Below are 18,962 nucleotides of genomic sequence, written 5' to 3'. Positions count from 1 at the left end.
AGGGAAAAACCTCATCGCATCGGCGACCGCCCCCAACCCCTTCTCCTTCAGAGAAGGGGCTTTTGAGCTCAAAAACTCCCCTCTCTGAAGGAGAGGGGTTGGGGGTGAGGTTAAATAGCACAGCGTTTTAGCTGTATAAATTTTTATTCAAGAAATCATTTTTAAATTTTCCGTTCGGGTCATATTGTTTTACAAGTGCTTTGAAATCAGCTAATTTTTTGTATTTACTCTGTAAAAGCTCTGGTTTGATGGTAAACAATTTTGCCCAATGTGGTTTTGGATTAAAAGGAGCGATAGCCTCTTCAAATAAAGGAATTAAACCCATAACGATGTCTATTTCCTGTTTCCAAGTAGTATGTAAAGCAACGCAAGTTTGTTGATAGCATGGACTCATCCAAAGATTATCAGCTTTGATAGCACGAATTTCTGAAATGAAAATATGAGGACTAATCTTTTCGTGTAATTTCTCAATAGCAATCATGGCTTCGTAACCATGTTCTATTGGAATAAAAAATTCTGACTGTAATTCCTTCCCTGCACTTGGTGTAAAGCCCATTTTGAAATGTGGCATTCTTTCATACCAAACACCCGACACGCCCATTTGTTCTGTACAGTTTTCGGCAGAAAGAGCTTCTACTGGATGTACGTTTTCTGTGGCAAGTGTTCCACCAAAATAGGTAGCCTCGGCAGGTTTATCGTCGGCACTTACTTTACTTTTTATCCATACTTCGTTGATTTTTTGGTCTTTCCAATCCGTAAATAAACTTACAGAATAGCCACTCGACATAATTTCCAAGAAATTCTTCTCCAAAGATTTCATAGGCATATTTCTGTAAACTACTTGCTTCATTTTAAAGCTTGGCTGTACGTTCAAAGTAAGTTTGGTCACAACGCCAAAAGCTCCTAAGCCAACCACTGCACCTTCGAAATGTTCACCGTCTTTTTCTCGGCTTAATGAAACTACGTTACCAGCAGCATTTACAAATTCAATGCCCGAGACGGCAGTTGCCAAATTGCCATTGTTTACTCCCGAACCATGCGTAGCCGTAGCACAAGCTCCTGCAATAGAAATATGCGGAAGCGAAGCCAAATTATGCAAAGCCAAACCGTTTTCTTCTAAATAAGGAGCTAATTCACCATATTTAATACCGCCTTCTACCGTTACGGTAAGAGCTTTTTTGTCTAACGACACCACTTTGTTGAGTTCTTTCAGTGAAATCTGATTTTCTTTAGTGTCGGCAATGGTATTAAAGGAATGTCGAGAACCCAAAGCTTTTAAAGTTTCAGATTGTCTGACGATTTCTTGTACCTCTTCTACACTTTTGGGATAATGGACATTCGTTGCCTTATAAGTCAAATTTCCTGCCCAGTTACTTAGACGTTCACCTTCTGCTAACTGTTTTTTGGGTTTGCAAGCCACAAATTGCGACAGCACCGCTCCACCTACTAAAGTTGATGTTGTTTTCAAAAAAGTCCTTTTATTCATGCTATTGTATTAAAATGATTCAATAATATTCCCCAATATCAATTGTTAGAGACAATCCATAGTTTAATTGACAAATTAAAATATTTTCTTTGTTTAATACAATAAATTGAAAGCATTTTATGAAGTACTGTATAAAAAAAGGAATCAAGTTCATTGATTCCTTTTTCAATTATTATTAGTGCTATCTGCTATATTTGATAAGGGATTTTAAGCATGAATAAACTTCCCTTGCCTTCTTGGCTACTAAAACGTAGTTTTCCGCCAATTCTTTCTGCAAATTCTTTGGCAATACTTAATCCTAAACCCGTGCCTTCGGTAGCTATGGCGTTGCTTGCTCTGAAAAAGGTTTCAAATAATTGTTGTTGGTCTTTTTCGGGAATACCAATGCCATAATCTTTCACTTCAATTTTAACAAATTTTTCAAGGTACTCCAAATGAATCTCAGGGCCAAATTCAGCTTTACGTGAATACTTATAAGCATTACTTACCAAATTATTAATGATATGCGAAAGCATATTTTCGTCTGTAATGATTACTTGTTCTGTTTCTGGCAAAAACAATTTTAGCGGTTTATTGCCTTTCTGATAGTATTCTACTTCTTTGGTTAGTTCAAGAATAAATGCTTTGATACCCAAAGGGCGAAGTTCCAACACAGTTTTACCATCAACCGTTTTTTCTAAGGTAAGTACATCTTTTACCATCGACGTAAGTCTCTTAACTTGTGTCGTGATGTGGTCAAGATGTTTATGTACTTTCTCGATTGGCTGACTGGGTTCAAGTAAATCAATATTCATTTCTATCAATTCGGTACTTCCTAAAATTCCTGCCAAAGGTGTACGGAATTCATGTGAAGCCAACGCCAAAAACCTTGATTTAATGGCATTCATTTGTTTTTCTTTGATTAGTAACAGCTCTAATTTTTGAAGATTTTTATTATTTTCTTCCGCAATTTTGTACTGATTAATATCCTGACAAATACCATAAACTCTTTTTACCAGACCGTTTTCAAACTCGGCTTTTCCCATCGCTTTTATCCAAATTTCATCCCCTCTTGTGCTTACTACTTGTACGTCAATTTCAAAAGGCGTTCCGAAAGCAATACAATTGCGAACAGAATTTTGGATTAAAGTACGGCTTTCGCCTTCTTTGTAGAAACCTAAGCCAATTTCTAAGGTTGGTTCAAAATCATAAGGAACTTCAATAATCTCTTTGATTACATTCGACCAATGAATAACACGAGTACTTGCGTCAATCGTCCAGCCGCCTACTCTGGCTACTCTGCTGGTTTCTTCTAAAATATTTTTGGTTTGCTGTAATTGTAATTCTACGTGCTTGGCTTCCGTAATATCGCTAAAATATCCATGCCAAATTACGCTATTTTCAAGTCGTTCAGGACTTGACTCTACACTTACCCAACGTTCGTTGCCAGTAGGGAGAATAATTCTGAAACTACTTTGCCATATAGTTAAATCATGATATGAATCAAGGAATTGTTGACGCACTCTTTTGATATCTTCTGGATGAATACACTCGAAAACAGTATTCGGTTTGTCGGAAATTGTTTGCGAAGTAAGTCCAAAGAGATTCAAAAATCCTTGCGAAACATAAGGAAGAATAAAAGTGCCATCATTGAACAGTAAATACTGACAAAGTCCACCGGGTACTTGTTTGGCAAGATTTTTTAGTAAAAGGTTGGCTTTTTCCTTTTCAATCACAGATTTTTTTAATTTATCAATGTCTTGAACCGTACCATACACTCGTTTTTTGAGCGGATTACTAAAATCTGCTTTTCCGATTACTCTTACCCAAATTTCTTTTCCTTTGGCAGTTACAATTTCAAGTTCGAGGTCATAAGGTTCACCAGTACTGATACACTTATTCATTTCTTCAAGAAGAATAGACTTGTAAGGTTCTTTGTAGAACTTTGAAGCCTCTTCGGGAGTAGGCTGATGGTCTAATTCAAAAATTTCTTTAGAAACAGTTGTCCAAGTACTTTTACCAGTATTTAGGTCTCTTTCCCATCCACCTACTTTAGCCACACGATTAGTTTCAAGTAATAGCTTTTTAGTTCCAATTAATTCATCTTTAAAAGCTTTTCTTTCGGTAATATCTTTAAAGTAACCATGCCATAAATAGGTCTGCCCAATAATTTCTGGAGTAGCTACCAAATGAATCCAGCGGGTTTCGCCAGTAGCAATATTCAATCTCACTTCAACGTCAAATACCGCTAAACTATTTACCGATTTTGTCAAATTTTCTCTGAGAATAGCAAGGTCTTCGGGATAAAAATGTTGAATAAAAACATCTCCTTTTTCTTTAGGTGACAAATCATCAAAACCTTCTACCTGCAAAAAGTTTCTTGAGAATATTAGCATCGAAGGCCCTTCATTTTCAGATGATTCAGCCTGAAATAATACATCAGGGAATGATTCAGTCAGTTTTTTGAGTAAGAGTATTGAATTATCTCTTTCGATTTCAATTCTTTTAATCTCATCAATATCTTGAAGTGAACCATACATGATAACATCATTTGATTCGTTTGGAGCGATTTTTCCTATGCAACGCACCCAAGAAGTTTGTCCATCCGATTTAATCAATTCTAATTGTAAATCGAATGGTTTTCCAGCATTTTTAGCTTCTTGAAGTGCGTTCGCAAGTTTGTTCCTACTTTCGCCCTCTTTGATACAAAGAAGAATTTCCTCAATTGAAGGATGAGTATTCCCATCAATACCCAATATTTCTCTTGTGAATTCAGACATAAAACCTTCGCCAGTCGTCAGGTTTCGTTCCCATCCACCAATTTTTGCAACGGCATTGGTTGCCTGTAAAAATAATTTGGTACGTTTTAACAGAATATGCGATTCTACTTTATCAGAAATATCTGTGATAACTAAAATAGTTTCTTTATTCGTTGGATTAAAACTTGCATTAATATTGGCCCAATACCATTGATTTTTGTGTGCTTCCAAACGAATTTCAAGATTTTTGAAGAATACATTGGTACTAAAGCTTTTTTCAATGGCTTGTTTGGCTGTATGGATGTCATCAGGGTGAACAAAATCTAAATAGAATTTGCCTACAAAATCCAAAGGTTCGTAGCCATAAAGGTTTTTAACATTGGGTGAAACATAAGTAATAAAGCCTCTATTATTAACAGAAATTAATAAGTCTGTCATATTAGCTAAAATAACCGATAAATCACTTTCCGTTTTTACTTTCTCAGAAACGTTGTAGCCCTGACATAAGATTTCACAAACGTTACCATTTTCATCCAACAAGCTTGAAAACTCCCATTGACTTGTAACGATTTCATGCCATTTATTTTCTTTTCGTAGAATTACTTTGTAGGGAACAGTTGGATTGATAAAACACTGCATGACGGCCTCGTTACAAAGCGAGTGGTCTTCTTCTATGATGGACAAAAGAGCGTTTGAACCAATAATAGTTTTTTCATCAAAGCCGAATACTTCATAAAAATAATCGTTTGCATAAGTGTAGTTTCCGTGAATATCAGTTTTTACGATATAAATCAGCTTACTTTTTTGGATGCCATCAAAAGTTATTTGATGATTTGATGCACAGTTTTTATACTTTTTTGCTAAAGTATTAGCACCCAAAATACCATAAAGATTTTCTTCTTCATACAAGTAAAGTAGCTTGCAAGTCATCAAAAGTTTCGTACCATCCTTGTGAAAATACTCTATTGATTTTTCAAGCAAGATATCTTTACAAGAAAATGACTCATCTGTAAAAAGCTCCTTAATGTTTGTCGAGAATATTTGATGAAAGGCAGGAACTTCGGCTTCATTTTGATAGCCTAAAGTATCCCTCAATTTTGGATTAATCCAACAATCAGTTTTTTCAGAAGTACTCCAAAACCACAAACCATCAAAGGCATATTCTTGAATAAAATCAATAATACGCTCATCTTTTTTTATAAGAATAGCCAAAGTATTTTTCTGGTACATGGTTGCTGTGGTTAGTATTTCAAAATAAATATTTCTATTATTTTAATTTAGAAAAAATGACATTCGTCAAGACTTGTAAAAAAACTAAAAAATGTAAAAGCAATCTAATAAGATTATACAGGTCATAAAACCCCTAATATTAGGGGTTTTTAGTGAAAAATAAATATAAGCTTGTGAGTATTATTTCCTAAAAATGAAAAAAGCTCATTTCCACGAGAAAATGAGCTTGAGTGCTATGAATTGTTCATCAGTCTTAAAGTGGAATACTCAAAGTGAAAGTACTTCCAACCCCTTCTTTGCTTTTGAAGCTGATACTTGCTCCTAATCTTTCGGCTAATTCTTTGGCTACACTCAAACCAAAACCTGTACCTTCTGTTTTGATGGTATTACTTGCTCTAAAGAATGTATCAAAAATATGCTTCTGCTCATTTTCTGGAATACCGATACCATAGTCTTTCACCATTATTTTACATTGCTTTTCTTCAAATACAAGACTTAATTCTGGATTTTTTGCTTGGTGTCGAGAATACTTAAAGGCATTATTTATTAAATTATTAATGATGTGATTAAGGCAACTTTGGTCAAATAGAATGGCTTTATCTTGTTCAGGTAGATTGAATTGAAGTTTGTCTTTGTAAGGACTACTATTGACTAAGTTCAATAATGAAGCACAAACTGAGATAGTACCAACATTTTTAATGTACTTTTCATTACCAAATTCTTCTAATGATAAAACATCTTTGATAATATTTGAAAGTCTTTCTACCTGACTTTTTATTTGTTCTGAATGTTTGAGAATTTTGCTTGACAGTACATTTTCGTTTGATGAATCTATCACCATTTCGATTAATTCTGTACTTCCCAAAATGGCAGCAAGAGGTGTTCTAAATTCATGCGAAGTCAGAGCGAGATACCTTGATTTTATTAAATTCAGTTCCTTTTCTTTTGCCAAAAGTACTTCCGTAGCAATCAGCTTGTCTTTATTAAACTGAGCTAATTTTAGATGATTTATTTCTTGAAAAATACCAAAAATCCTAACAATTTTATCATCTTGTTTTTCAGCGTTTCCTACCACTCTCACCCAAATATCTTCTCCGTTTGTATTGGTGATTTGTACTTCTATTTCAAAAGGCGTTCCATTACTGATACACTCTCTGAACGATTTCGTAACTAAATCTCTGCTATAACCTTCTTTGTAAAAAGTAACGGCTACTTCAAGTTTAGGGTCGTAGTGATGAGGTACGCCAACAATTTCTTTGATGATATTAGACCATTGAATAGAAGAATCTTTAATTTCCATCGACCAACCACCTAAGCGTGCTACTCTACTTGAATCTTCTAACAACTTTTGAATTCGTTGAATTTCAAGGGTTAAATTCTTTTCATTCGTGGCATCAGTCAAATATGAGTACCATTCAATATTACCATTTCTGTAATCATTGCTTGTTTCGGACCTAATCCACCTTATGCCGCTTTGTGGAGTGATTACTCGGAAATACAAAACTTTATTTTCAGTTTTTTCAAACTGAGTTGAGAGTAATGGAGCTAAATGGATTATATCGTCTGGGTGAACCCGTGACATTGTCAGGGCAGAATCATAAAGTGAATCTTGCTCTTGAAAGCCACCACCCATCAGCAGAGCAAATTTTTTGGAAAAATAAGTAATAGTTAATTTTCCATCAGGTGAAATATTGTGTTGAAAAAGTACACCTGGAATTTGTTCAGACAGTTTATTCAATAAAAAGCCTGCTTTTTCTCTTTCAATCTCTAAGGTTTTAAGTTCGGTAATATCTTGAAAAATTCCGGAAACTCTTTTCTTCAAAGGGTTACTAAAATCTGCATTTCCCATCGCTCGAACCCAAATAGGTTTTCCTTTTGCTGTAATTGCCTCGAGCTGAATATCGAATGATTTTCCTGTCTTTACGCATTCTTCAGAAACACGAATACTGAGGTCTCTATTTTTACCTTCTTTTATATATGGAGCAATTGTATAACTTTCATCAGTATTTTCGGGTAACTCAAGAATGTCTCTAATAACTTCAGAACGGATAGATTTTTGGGTATTTATGTCTAATTCCCAACCTCCAACTTTAGCAATTCGACTGGTTTCTTGCAAAAACTCTTTGGTTAGTTTAAGTTCTTGCTCTATTTGCTTTCTATCGGTAACATCGTATAAATAACCATGAAAAATCACACTACTTGGCGTTCGTTCTGGGTTTGCCATTGAGTGCATCCAGCGTTCTTCTCCTTTGTTTAAACGGATTCTATATTCATATTCAAATGAAGTCAATTGCTTGGCAGCTTTAACCATGTTTTTACTTACCAAACCTAAATCGTCTGGATGAACTATCCGTAAAAACTCTTCACTTTTTTCTCTGGCACTTAGGTTTTCAAATCCTTCAATTCTAAAAAAGTTACTTGAAAAATAAAGAATATTGGTTTGTCCATTATCACAAATTTCAAATTGATACAATACTCCCGGAAGCTGCATACTTAGCCTGTTGAGCATAAGATTTGCTTTATCCCGTGATAATTCTATCATTTTAATGAGCGTAATATCTTGAATAGAACCATAAATTCTTTTGTTGTTTGGGTCGTTGAAATCAGCATTTCCGATTAATCGTACCCAAGTCTCCTCTCCATCTGCATTAGTCATCTCTGCTTCTATGTTGAAAGACTGTCCTTTCATCACACAGCGTTTCAATGCGTGCGATATAGCATTGCGATGCTCTCCTTCTTTAAAGAAATAGACCAGATTTTCAAGGGTCGGCTGAAAGCGTTTGTTGATACCAAATAGCGTTTTGGTATAGTCAGACCAATTGGCTTCGTCTGTACTCAGATTCCTTTCCCAACCACCAATTTTGGCTATTTGATTAGTTTCTTGTAAAAGTTTTTTAGTTTTTAATAATTCGAGTTCAATATGTTTGGCTTTACTTATGTCTTTCATGTAGCCATACCAAATAATCCCATCTTCGGTTCGTTCTGGGCTTGCTGTTGATTGTACCCATTTTGCTTCACCATTGGGAAGGCGAAGCCTGAAGGTATAGTCTAATTCAGTAAATTTTTCAATGGCTTGATTTGTTTTGTCTCTTACTTGTAAATGATCGTCAGGATGAATACATTTTGCAAAGGTGATAAATTTATCACTTGGGCTTAGGTCTTCAAAACCATCAATCTTCAAAAAGTTTTTTGAAACATACAGTATGCTTCTTTCTCCGTTGTAATGAGTTTTTGTTATGTGCAGAACCCCTGACACTTGTAAAGAAAGATTTTTCAACAAAGCATTTACTTTGATGTTTTCCAAAGCAATTTTCTTGATTTTGTCAATGTCTTGGAAAACACCGTAAATCCTTTTATTCTCAGGATCTGAAAAATCTGCTTTCCCGAGTGCCCTTACCCAAATTTCTCGCCCTTTTGCTGTAATGATTTGCAGTTCAACATCGAAATCTTCTCCATATTGGATAGCTCTTTCAACTACATGATTAATGATTTCTCTGGATTTTCCTTCTTTATAATAATTAATACCTGTGGTTAGATTTGGTTCATAATCTATTGAGACTTCATGGATTTCTTTGGTTCTTTGTGACCAATAAACAGATGAAGTACTCAAATTTATCTCCCAACCGCCAACTTTGGCTAACCTTTCATAATCGAGGATAAATTTATTTTGTTTAATAATTCTATCTTGTTGATTTACTCTTTCGGTAATATCAGAAATTACTAATATCGTTTCTTGGTTGATGGGATTAATACTTGAATTAATGTTTGCCCAGAAATAATTGTTATTACATTTCAGTAATTTAATTTCAAAATTTTGAATCGGTAATTGATTGAATACTGAATGATATATTTGCTCGATAAGTATGCTTTCTTGATAAATAAAATTATAAAATGATTTTCCCAATACTTCCGATGGCGTAAGCTCGCAGAAGTGTTTTACATTTGGCGAAACATAAGTAATATTTCCTTGATTATCCAAAGAAATAATTAAGCTCGTCATATTGGCAACTAAAACTTCTAAATCTGTATTTACTTCAGTTTGTACTATCGAATTCGCTCCTAAAATGCCAATGTGCTTATTATCCGAATCGTAAATATTCAGTAAAGTACAATTCATAGCAGTACATAATCCATTCGCATGATAATAATCAAATGGAAGCGAGCAAATACTTTCTTGGTTGTTGGAATAATTAATCGAAGCAAGTGTGGCATCACTACAAATACGAGCAATTTGTAGGTTCAAAGCTTGAGTATCTTCTTTGTCTTGATAATCAAGCACTTTAATGAGTTTAGGGTTAATCCAATCTACTTGCCTATCATTGACATTCCAAAACCACAAGCCATCCAAGGCATATTTTTGAATAAAATCAAAAATACGGTCATCATTTTTTAAAATAAGAGCTAAATCACTCTTCAAGTAATATTGAGAAGACATCAGGTTAATTTTTTCATAAAGTGGTAATACTTTTTAACGATAGGTAAAAGAATACAAAATGTGCATTCAAAACTTGATTGCCATTTTGGTGAATTTGCGAAAATAAATTACAACAAAAAATTAATATGAACAACCCCTAATAGTAGTTATTTTGTATAATTGGAAGATACTTTGCAGGAATTTGAGTATGTAAATGTGATTATCAAAGATATTTTCTCAGCAAAAATATTCAAAAATATCTTAAAAATTTACTAATATTACAAAAGTCATATTATTGAACCATAATTTGTAAATACATGAAAAATAAAATTTTAGTTGGTTTAGTTATTTTTTTAGTGGCTATCCAATTTATCCGTCCAGAAAGAAATCTTTCAGACGACCAAACTTACAGTATTTCAACCAAGTATGCGGTAACGGATGAAGTAAACGGCATCCTAAAAGTAGCTTGTAACGACTGCCACAGTAATAAAACTGAATATCCTTGGTATGCCAATGTTCAGCCAGTGGCTTCTTGGTTAGCACATCATGTGGAAGAAGGAAAAGACGAATTAAACCTTTCTACTTTTACGAAATTGCCCATTGCTGTTCAAAATCATAAATTAGAAGAGACAATCGAAATGGTGAAAGAAGGAGAAATGCCCTTAGCTTCTTATACTTTCTTCGGTTTGCACAAAGAAGCTAATTTGACCGAAACACAAAAGAAAGTTTTAATCGACTGGGCGAAGGCACAAATGGATACTTTGAAAGCTAATTATTCTGCGGATAGTTTGGTTTTGAAAAGAAGAAAAAAACCTGAATGAGCAGTAAAACGAGTTTCCAACTCGTAAAATAGTTAATATCACAAAGCTTACCTTGAATTTAATAAATCTACTTATACATTTCCTCCAATACTCTATGCAAGCCATCACCGTCTCAGAGTCATTCAAGAAAATGACTATCAAGGCAATTTTATCTATTTGTCTATTTATTGTTACTTACCTCGCCCTCATCTTTTTAGCCGTCATTTTCACCATTATTTGTGCTTATGGAGGTTTTGCGATTATCATGTTAAAACCGACTCTACTAACCGTTTTGGTTGGAGTAGGTTTGCTTGCAATGGGCATTTTAGTACTTTTTTTCTTAGGAAAATTTATCTTCAAAAAGAACGTAGTTGACCGTTCACATCTTATCGAAATCACGGCTACGCAAGAGCCTCAGCTTTTTGCTTTTATCCAGAAAATTGTTGGAGAAGTAAAGACCGATTTCCCGAAAAAGATTTATCTGTCTGCCGAAGTAAATGCTTCGGTATTTTATGATTCAAGCTTTCTGAGTATGTTTTTACCAATTAAGAAAAACCTGCAAATCGGGGTTGCTTTGGTAAATGCCGTTTCTGTGAGCGAGTTTGAAGCCATTTTAGCCCACGAATTCGGACACTTTTCACAAAGGTCAATGAAAGTTGGGAGCTACGTGTATAATGTAAATCAAGTTATTTACAATTTACTTTATGAGAATGATTCTTTTGAATCAAAAGCAAACAGTATCGCAAGTGTTCATAGTTACATTGCTTTTTTTGTGGGACTTTCATTAAGAATTATTCAAGGCATCCAATGGGTTTTAAGAAAGATTTACGACATCGTGAATATCAGTTACATGAGTTTATCCAGAGAAATGGAATTTCATGCCGACGAAGTAGCTGCTAATGTGGCTGGTTCTGAGCCACTGATTACTTCGCTCTTACGTTTAGATTTAGCCGACGAATCTTACAAAACAGTCATTAATTATTATAGTGATAAAATTAGTGAAGCGGTTAAGCCTTCTAATATTTTTCCGCAACACCAATTTGTGATGAATTTTCTGGCAAGCGAAAATAAGTTGCCCAATGTCAATAACCTTCCGCAAGTAAATCTTTCAAATTATAATCGCTATAACAAAACTAAATTGGTGATTACTAATCAATGGGCTTCGCACCCGAATACGGAAGATAGAGTTGCGGCACTTCAAAAATTGAATATCAGTGTAAAAGAAAACAAAACAGACAAAGCCATTGTCTTGTTCAAAAACATTGATGTCGTCCAACAAAAAGTAACGGATAATCTGTTTGCACAGGTTACTTATAACGAAGAAGTAAAAGACGAAAAGACAGAAGAATTTATCGAAACTTATACCAAAAATTACAGAGCCAATACTTTCGATACCATTTTCAACTGTTATTACGACAATAAAAATCCGTTTTATTTCGACAAAGATTCCTTTGAAAGTACCACCGATTTAACATTCAATGACTTGTACAGCGATAATGCTGTTGATATGGTTTATACTTCGATAGCCATAGAAAGAGATATTCAGACCATCACACAGATAAAGAATGGAGATTTAACGATAAAATCTTTTGACTACGATGGCGTAAAGTATTCTCCCAAACAATGCGATGAATTAATTCCTGTTTTAGAAACAGAATTGGCACGTTTGAAAAAAGAAATTGAAGTAAATGACAAAGCGATTTTTCAGTATTTCTTACAATTGGCACAAAGTAAAGGCTTGGAAACCGAGTACCTCAACCAATACAAAGCTTACGATGAAATAGATAAAAGTTACGATGAGCAATTTGAAATCTATGTAAAAATGATGAATGCCACTGCCTTTATTAATTACAACACGCCTTTTGAGGTTATCGAACAAAACATCAATACAATTTATGAATTAGAAAAACCTTTTAAAGAGCAAATCAATAAACTCTTGAACGATGAAAGGTATCAGTCGGTAATTACAGATGAAATCCGAGAACATTTGAATAAATATTTAGCAAAAGTATTTGTATATTTTTCAAGACCTGATTATGACAATGAATCATTAAATGTTATGATGACGAGTATTCACCAGTACAATTACATCATCGGAAGAAAATTCTTTGAAAGCAAAAAAGAGCTTTTAGACTTCAAAGTAAAAATCACAAAACAGTAGCACGAGTTTCCAACTCGTAAGAAAGGCGGAGTCTTATTCAAAAGATAGGACTTCGCCTTTCCAATTATATAAAATTCTCCAATAATTATATAAGCCTCAAGCCAATCCTTCACGCTAATTTTGTGTTATCAAAATATGACACAAAAAATGGAAAGTAAAGTAGAAAATCAAGCTCAAATCAAAACACTGATTGTTCCCGTAACAGGAATGACTTGTGCCGCTTGTGCAAGTAGTGTTCAAACCATTCTTGATAAACAAAATGGTGTATTGGAATGTGCTGTCAATTTTGCGAATGAATCTGCTAAAATTCAATTTGATACCAGCCTTACTTCTCCAGAATTTTTACAGGAAAAATTACAACAAATCGGCTACGGTCTTATTTTAGGAACACCCGAAAAAGCCAAAGAACAGCAAGCAATTCTAAAAGAAAATCAATATCAAAAACTCAAACAAAACCTAATTTGGGCCACCATTCTAACAATTCCTGTAGTAATTATCGGAATGTTTTTCATGGAAATGCCTTACGCCAATTGGATAGAATTGGCCCTAACCACGCCAGTTTTACTTTGGTTCGGGCGACAATTCTTTGTGAATGCTCTCAAACAAACTCGTGCAGGTACTGCCAATATGGATACTTTGGTGGCTTTAAGTACAGGAATCGCCTTTATTTTTAGTTTATACAATACACTTTTCCCAGAATTTTGGCATCACCGAGGTTTACACGCTCATGTGTATTTTGAAGCTGCCGCCGTGGTAATTGTTTTTATCATGTTGGGAAAACTGTTAGAAGAAAATGCCAAAACTAATACTTCAACAGCCATCAAAAAATTGATGGGTTTACAACCTAAAACCGTTTGGGTAATTGAAAATGGCGAAGAGAAGGAAATACCCATTGCCGAAGTACAAGTAAGCGACAGAATTTTGATTCGTCCGGGGGATAAAATTCCTGTGGATGGTAAAGTTTTATCAGGAAATTCTTTTGTCGATGAAAGTATGATGAGTGGCGAACCGCTTCCTGTGGAGAAAACTAAAGGTTCAAAAGTATTTTCTGGCACAGTAAATCAGCAAGGGAGTTTTAAATTTATTGCTGAAAAAGTAGGCGACGAAACTTTTCTGGCTCAGATTATTCAGTTAGTGCAAGAAGCACAAGGAAGTAAAGCACCAGTACAAAAATTAGTTGATAAAATTGCCAGTATTTTTGTGCCAATCGTCATCATCATTGCGGTACTTACTTTTATTATTTGGATGATTTTCGGAGGAGAAAATGCTTTGACTCACGCTTTATTAACTTCTGTTTCTGTATTGGTGATTGCTTGTCCCTGTGCTTTGGGTTTGGCTACGCCTACGGCAATTATGGTTGGTGTTGGCAAAGGGGCTGAAAATGGAATTTTGATAAAAGATGCTGAAAGCTTGGAAATTGCCCGCAACGTAAACGCCATTATTTTAGACAAAACGGGTACGATTACCGAAGGAAAACCTTCTGTTAGTGATTTAATTTGGTTGAACAAACCCGAAAACGAGACCTACAAAAGTATTTTACTGTCTTTAGAAAGTCTTTCAAGTCATCCTTTGGCAGAAGCTGTTACTCAACATTTAAAAGCCGAAGACGTAAAATCTTTGACCATTAATACTTTTGAAAATGTAGTTGGAAAAGGTATTAGAGCAAATTTTGAAGGTCTGAACTATTTTGTTGGCAGTCCAAAATGGATTGAAAGTATCACTCCTAATCTTGATAGCGAAGCGATTTTTTCGTTAGAAAAACAAGGAAAAACTGTGGTGGTTTTTGCCAATGAAAAAGAAATATTAGCGATAATAGCCATCACGGATAAAATCAAAAGTACTTCTAAAATTGCCGTTCAAGAATTGCAAGAAGCAGGAATTGAAGTATTTATGCTAACAGGCGATAATATTTTGACCGCTCAAAAAGTAGCAGATGAAGTCGGTATCAAAAATGTAAAAGCGAGTTTGATGCCCAATGATAAAGCTGAATTTATCAAGCAATTACAAAAAGAAGGAAAAGTAGTAGCGATGGTGGGCGACGGCATCAATGATTCACAAGCTTTGGCACAAGCTGACATCAGTATTGCGATGGGAAAAGGTTCGGATATTGCGATGGACGTAGCCAAAATGACTTTAATTTCTTCGGATTTATTAAAAATTCCTCAAGCCTTGAAGCTTTCTCGACAGACGGTTTCTACCATACGTCAGAATTTATTTTGGGCCTTTATTTATAATCTTATCGGAATTCCTTTGGCGGCGGGTGTGTTGTATCCTTTCAATGGCTTTTTGTTGAATCCAATGATTGCAGGAGCAGCGATGGCACTCAGCTCAGTTTCAGTAGTAAGTAATAGTATTCGTTTAAAATATAGAAATTAATCAATTGCGAATTCGTGAGTTGTAAATGAGTGAATTATCAAATACAACACTCATTCACAACTCACGAATTCACTCAATCACAATTAAAAATGGAAAAGTTATCATTCAAAACCAATATCAATTGCAACAATTGCATTGCAAAAGTAAAACCATTCTTGAACCAAGTAGAAAATATCGAAAACTGGCAAGTGGACATCAATAATGCCGATAAAATCCTAAGCGTTTCAGGCGAAGAAGAACTTACGTCCACAGAAGTAATCGAAGCAGTACAAAAGGCTGGGTTTAAGATTGAGGAAGTGAATTAATTGATATAAAAGCCAGTCTGTTTCATATTGAATATACAGACTGGCTTTTATGTAGTTAATCCCCTAAATCCCTACTGACTCCATTTAGTCGGCTGTCTGTCCCAGCGGTGTCCTTTTAGTTCTTTTAATAATTCAGCATTAAGTGTTTGTCCGTCGCTTACGCCCATGTTTGAGGCTACGTTGCGAATTCTTCTCATGCCCGGAATTGTTGTAGCGATGTCTGGATTTGCCAAAATAAATCTTAATGCCATTTCTGCCATCGTCATTCCAGCAGGAATCAATGGGCGAAGGGCATCTGCGTGTTCTACGCTTGAATGTAAATTTTCTGGCACAAAATACGTTGAACGCCAATCGTTTGCTGCAAATACGGTGTCTTTTGTTAATGTTCCCGTAAGCGTTCCTTCATCAAAAGGTACTCTGGCAATTACGGCAATGTCTTTTTCACGACAATAGGGCAAAAGATTATCTTCTGGCGACTGGTCGAAAATATTGTAAATTACTTGTACTGAATCTATCAAATCCGTTTTCAAAGTTTCCAAACAATTGTCGGGTTCCCAACGGTTTACACTTACTCCCCAAGCTTTTACTTTTCCTGCTTGTGTCAATTTACTGATGGCTTCTTTCCACTCATCATGATTTGCCCAAGCATCTTCCCAAACGTGAAATTGCTGTAAATCAATGGTTTCTACACCCAAGTTTTTTAAACTTTTGTCGGTATATTCAATAATATAATCGGCAGGAAATACTTCGTCTAAAGTAAAATGGGGCTTTGAAGGCCAAGTTCTATTTTTGGGTGGAATTTTGGTAGCTACATATAATTTTTGTTGCTGATGTCTTTTGAGTACTTTACTCAAGATTTCTTCACTCAAGCCACTTCCGTAGGCCCATGCGGTATCAAAAAAATTACAACCTAATTCAATGGCTTTGTCGAGTGCTTCGTGGATTTCTTTTTCTTCCGAGCCAGTCCATTCTGCCATTCCCCACATTCCATAACCGATTTCGCTTACTTCCCAGCCGGTTCTTCCAAATTTTCTATAATTCATGGTTTTGTTGTTTTTGATTTAAGCTCAAATTTGAAGTATTTTTAGATAGGATTGTCCATGAATCAGAGAATTATTTACGAAAACGATTTCGTTAAAAAGTCCTTTCGGTAGATTCTCTTTCTATAATTTCAGAAGCTAAAACAAGGGTTTCTGGATGAGTATTTTGTCTTGGTTTTTCAATTTTTTTGAAAAGACTAATCGCTGACGTTTCGCCCATTTGGAAGGCTGGATGTTTGATAGTCGTAAGGGTAGGCGTTAATACGGTTGCTAATGGAAAATCACAAAAAGATAATACTTTTAATTGTGCTGGAATATTGATTTTCAATTGTTTACAAATGGCGTACAAAGGCGTAACGAGTTCTTCTGTAGAAATGACGATTCCATCAAAAGCATGAAGTGATAGAGCATTTTTGAGTCTGTTTTTGTCATTTGCATTCTGGTAGTCAATCAAATTTTCTTCTGAAAAAGGTAATGCTGTTTCTTCCAAAGCTTTGATAAAACCTTCTAAACGCTGGTTACTCATGGCTTGGTGATGACGGTAGAGTAAATACGCTATTTTTCGACAACCTTGTTGAATCAAATGTTTCGTAGCACGATAACCTAATTCAAAATCGTTGGTCACTACTTTGGTCGCTTCGATGGCGTGCGGAATTCTATCAAAAAAAACAGTTGGAATATTTTTTTCAAGGAGCTTTTCGATATGCTCAAAAGTATCGGTTTCTAAAGCTAAAGAAATTAAAATGCCATCTACTCTTCCTGCTTGAAATTCGTTCAGAATCATTAATTCTTTTTCAAAACTTTCATTTGAAAGATAAATCAATACGTGATAGCCCTTTTTGCGAGCCACCGATTCAATGCCTTTAATGACTGCCGCAAAAAAACTATTGCCAACTTCTGGAATCACTACGCCAATCGTTTTACTTTTTTTACTCCTTAAACCACTGGCATAAGGGTTCGGCGAATAATCATATTCACGAGCATAAGCCAAAATTTTGTCTTTTGTTTCCTGACTAATTTCATGGCTATCGTTCAAAGCTTTTGAAACAGTACTTACTGAAACTTGTAAGGCTTTGGCAATTGTTTGTATCGTAATTGTATTTTTCAAATGTTGTTCCTCTAAAAACGATTTAATCAATAGCAGAAGCGTTGTATTTCACCACTGCATTGAATACTAATTCTCTGATTTTATTGACGTTATAATAGGTCTTGTTTTCTAATAAACCCATATTTTGACGATTAATCAATAAAATAATAGAAAGGTCGCTATCGGGCATTACGGTGATACTTGTTCCCGTAAAACCTGTATGTCCAAAAGTACCTTCTTTGGCATTTTTCATAAACGAATTACTGGCTTCCATCATCCAGCCTAAACCATTTTTGTATTGATCTTTTGTTAAAAATAATTGAATAGTACTTTCACTGATAAATTGCTTTTTCCCAGCTTTTCCTTTGTGTTTCAATACATCCACTAATTTTTGTAAATCTTCAACCGTCGAAAATAAACCTGCTGCACCCGAAACACCTTCGTTGGCGTACCAAGCGTTGCCGTCATTTACTTCGCCACGTAAAGTATAATTTCGCCAGCCGTTCCAACTGTTTGGGTCGATTTCTTTTCTACGCATTCCTAAAGTAGAGTCTGTTACCATGCGTTTTTCATAAGGATTTCCATGTGAAGTAGCGGCGATATTTTTGGTAAAACCATTTTTCAAAGGATTGTACATTGTATGATTCATTTTCAAAGGTTTAAAAATATTTTCAGCCATAAAATTTTCTAAACTTTTCCCTGATACTTTTTCAATGAGTTGTCCCAAAATAGTAAAACCCAAATCGCTATAATGTCTGCCACTTCCAACGGGAAAAGCCAAAGGTAGCTCTCCAATCAGTTTAAAAGTTTCTTGTCGGTTTTTACAACGATAGTACAAAGGATACCACTCATAAAGTCCAGAAGTATGCGTCAATAAATGGCGAATGGTAATAATGGCTTTGTCGGGACTATTGAATGCAGGAATGTATTTACCAACGGGTTCATCTACTTTTAATAAACCTTTGTCAACCAAGAGCATGATAGAGGTAGTAGTACCGACCACTTTGGTCAAAGATGCAATATCGTATAAATGTTTTACGGTAGTTTTTTCAGGAACGGCTAAATTTTGTTGTTCAAAATTCTTCTTTTGGGCATAACCAAAGGCATTTTTATAAATTTCTTCCTTTCCTTTTTTGATTAAAATTACCGCTCCGGGGATTTTTTCTTGGTCGATTTGCGTCTGTAAAATCGAATCAATTTCAGCGATTAAAGTACTTTTAGCCAATGTATTTTGAGCCAACGCTTCAACAAAACCGAGCAATAATAGTAGGAGTGAAGTAAAGATTTTTTTAGCCATATTGATAAAAAATAATATAAAAGCAGTT

10 protein-coding genes are annotated in these 18,962 nt (G+C 35.0%); 4 read left to right on the top strand and 6 right to left on the bottom strand.

The features are described from left to right. Positions 1-127: 127 nt before the first annotated feature. The 3 genes from VB248_RS05650 to VB248_RS05640 form a co-directional block, all read right to left on the bottom strand. A complete protein-coding gene (locus VB248_RS05650; protein WP_323295769.1) occupies positions 128-1,486 on the bottom strand; it encodes an FAD-binding protein in 1,359 nt (452 codons plus the stop codon). Positions 1,487-1,674: 188 nt separating this feature from the next. Next, the gene (locus tag VB248_RS05645) at positions 1,675-5,454 is read right to left on the bottom strand and encodes a sensor histidine kinase (protein WP_323295768.1); all 3,780 of its coding nucleotides are present in this window, start codon (positions 5,452-5,454) and stop codon (positions 1,675-1,677) included. Positions 5,455-5,707: 253 nt separating this feature from the next. Continuing rightward, positions 5,708-9,889 (bottom strand): PAS domain-containing protein, encoded by a 4,182-nt coding sequence (locus tag VB248_RS05640; RefSeq protein ID WP_323295767.1) that lies wholly within the window; start codon positions 9,887-9,889, stop codon positions 5,708-5,710. Between the two features lie 296 nt (positions 9,890-10,185). Here VB248_RS05640 and VB248_RS05635 point away from each other — a divergent pair, with 296 nt between their 5' ends. From VB248_RS05635 to VB248_RS05620, 4 genes are all read left to right on the top strand, one after another. Next, positions 10,186-10,689: a heme-binding domain-containing protein gene (locus VB248_RS05635; protein WP_323295766.1), complete on the top strand. Its 504-nt coding sequence runs from the start codon at positions 10,186-10,188 to the stop codon at positions 10,687-10,689. A gap of 94 nt (positions 10,690-10,783) precedes the next feature. Continuing rightward, on the top strand, positions 10,784-12,829 hold the full coding sequence (locus tag VB248_RS05630) for a M48 family metallopeptidase (RefSeq protein WP_323295765.1): 2,046 nt from the start codon (positions 10,784-10,786) through the stop codon (positions 12,827-12,829). Positions 12,830-12,964: 135 nt separating this feature from the next. After that, entirely contained in the window at positions 12,965-15,205 is a 2,241-nt protein-coding gene (locus VB248_RS05625; protein WP_323295764.1) for a heavy metal translocating P-type ATPase, read from the top strand. 89 nt (positions 15,206-15,294) lie between these two features. Continuing rightward, a complete protein-coding gene (locus tag VB248_RS05620; RefSeq protein ID WP_323295763.1) occupies positions 15,295-15,510 on the top strand; it encodes a heavy-metal-associated domain-containing protein in 216 nt (71 codons plus the stop codon). Between the two features lie 71 nt (positions 15,511-15,581). Here the strand turns inward: VB248_RS05620 and VB248_RS05615 are convergent, their stop codons facing one another. The 3 genes from VB248_RS05615 to VB248_RS05605 all read right to left on the bottom strand — a co-directional run bounded on the left by VB248_RS05615 (position 15,582) and on the right by VB248_RS05605 (position 18,934). Then, the gene (locus tag VB248_RS05615) at positions 15,582-16,553 is read right to left on the bottom strand and encodes an aldo/keto reductase (protein WP_323295762.1); all 972 of its coding nucleotides are present in this window, start codon (positions 16,551-16,553) and stop codon (positions 15,582-15,584) included. A 91-nt stretch (positions 16,554-16,644) separates the two neighbouring features. After that, positions 16,645-17,688 (bottom strand): LacI family DNA-binding transcriptional regulator, encoded by a 1,044-nt coding sequence (locus VB248_RS05610; RefSeq protein WP_323295761.1) that lies wholly within the window; start codon positions 17,686-17,688, stop codon positions 16,645-16,647. Further along, a complete protein-coding gene (locus VB248_RS05605; RefSeq protein WP_323295760.1) occupies positions 17,681-18,934 on the bottom strand; it encodes a serine hydrolase domain-containing protein in 1,254 nt (417 codons plus the stop codon). The genes VB248_RS05610 and VB248_RS05605 overlap by 8 nt, the downstream gene beginning before the upstream one ends. Positions 18,935-18,962: the final 28 nt, after the last annotated feature.

This window comes from Arcicella rigui, from assembly GCF_034929435.1.
Lineage (GTDB): Bacteria > Bacteroidota > Bacteroidia > Cytophagales > Spirosomataceae > Arcicella > Arcicella rigui.
The sequence above is the reverse complement of the archived record's forward strand: the minus strand, read 5'-3'. Positions and strand labels throughout refer to the sequence as shown.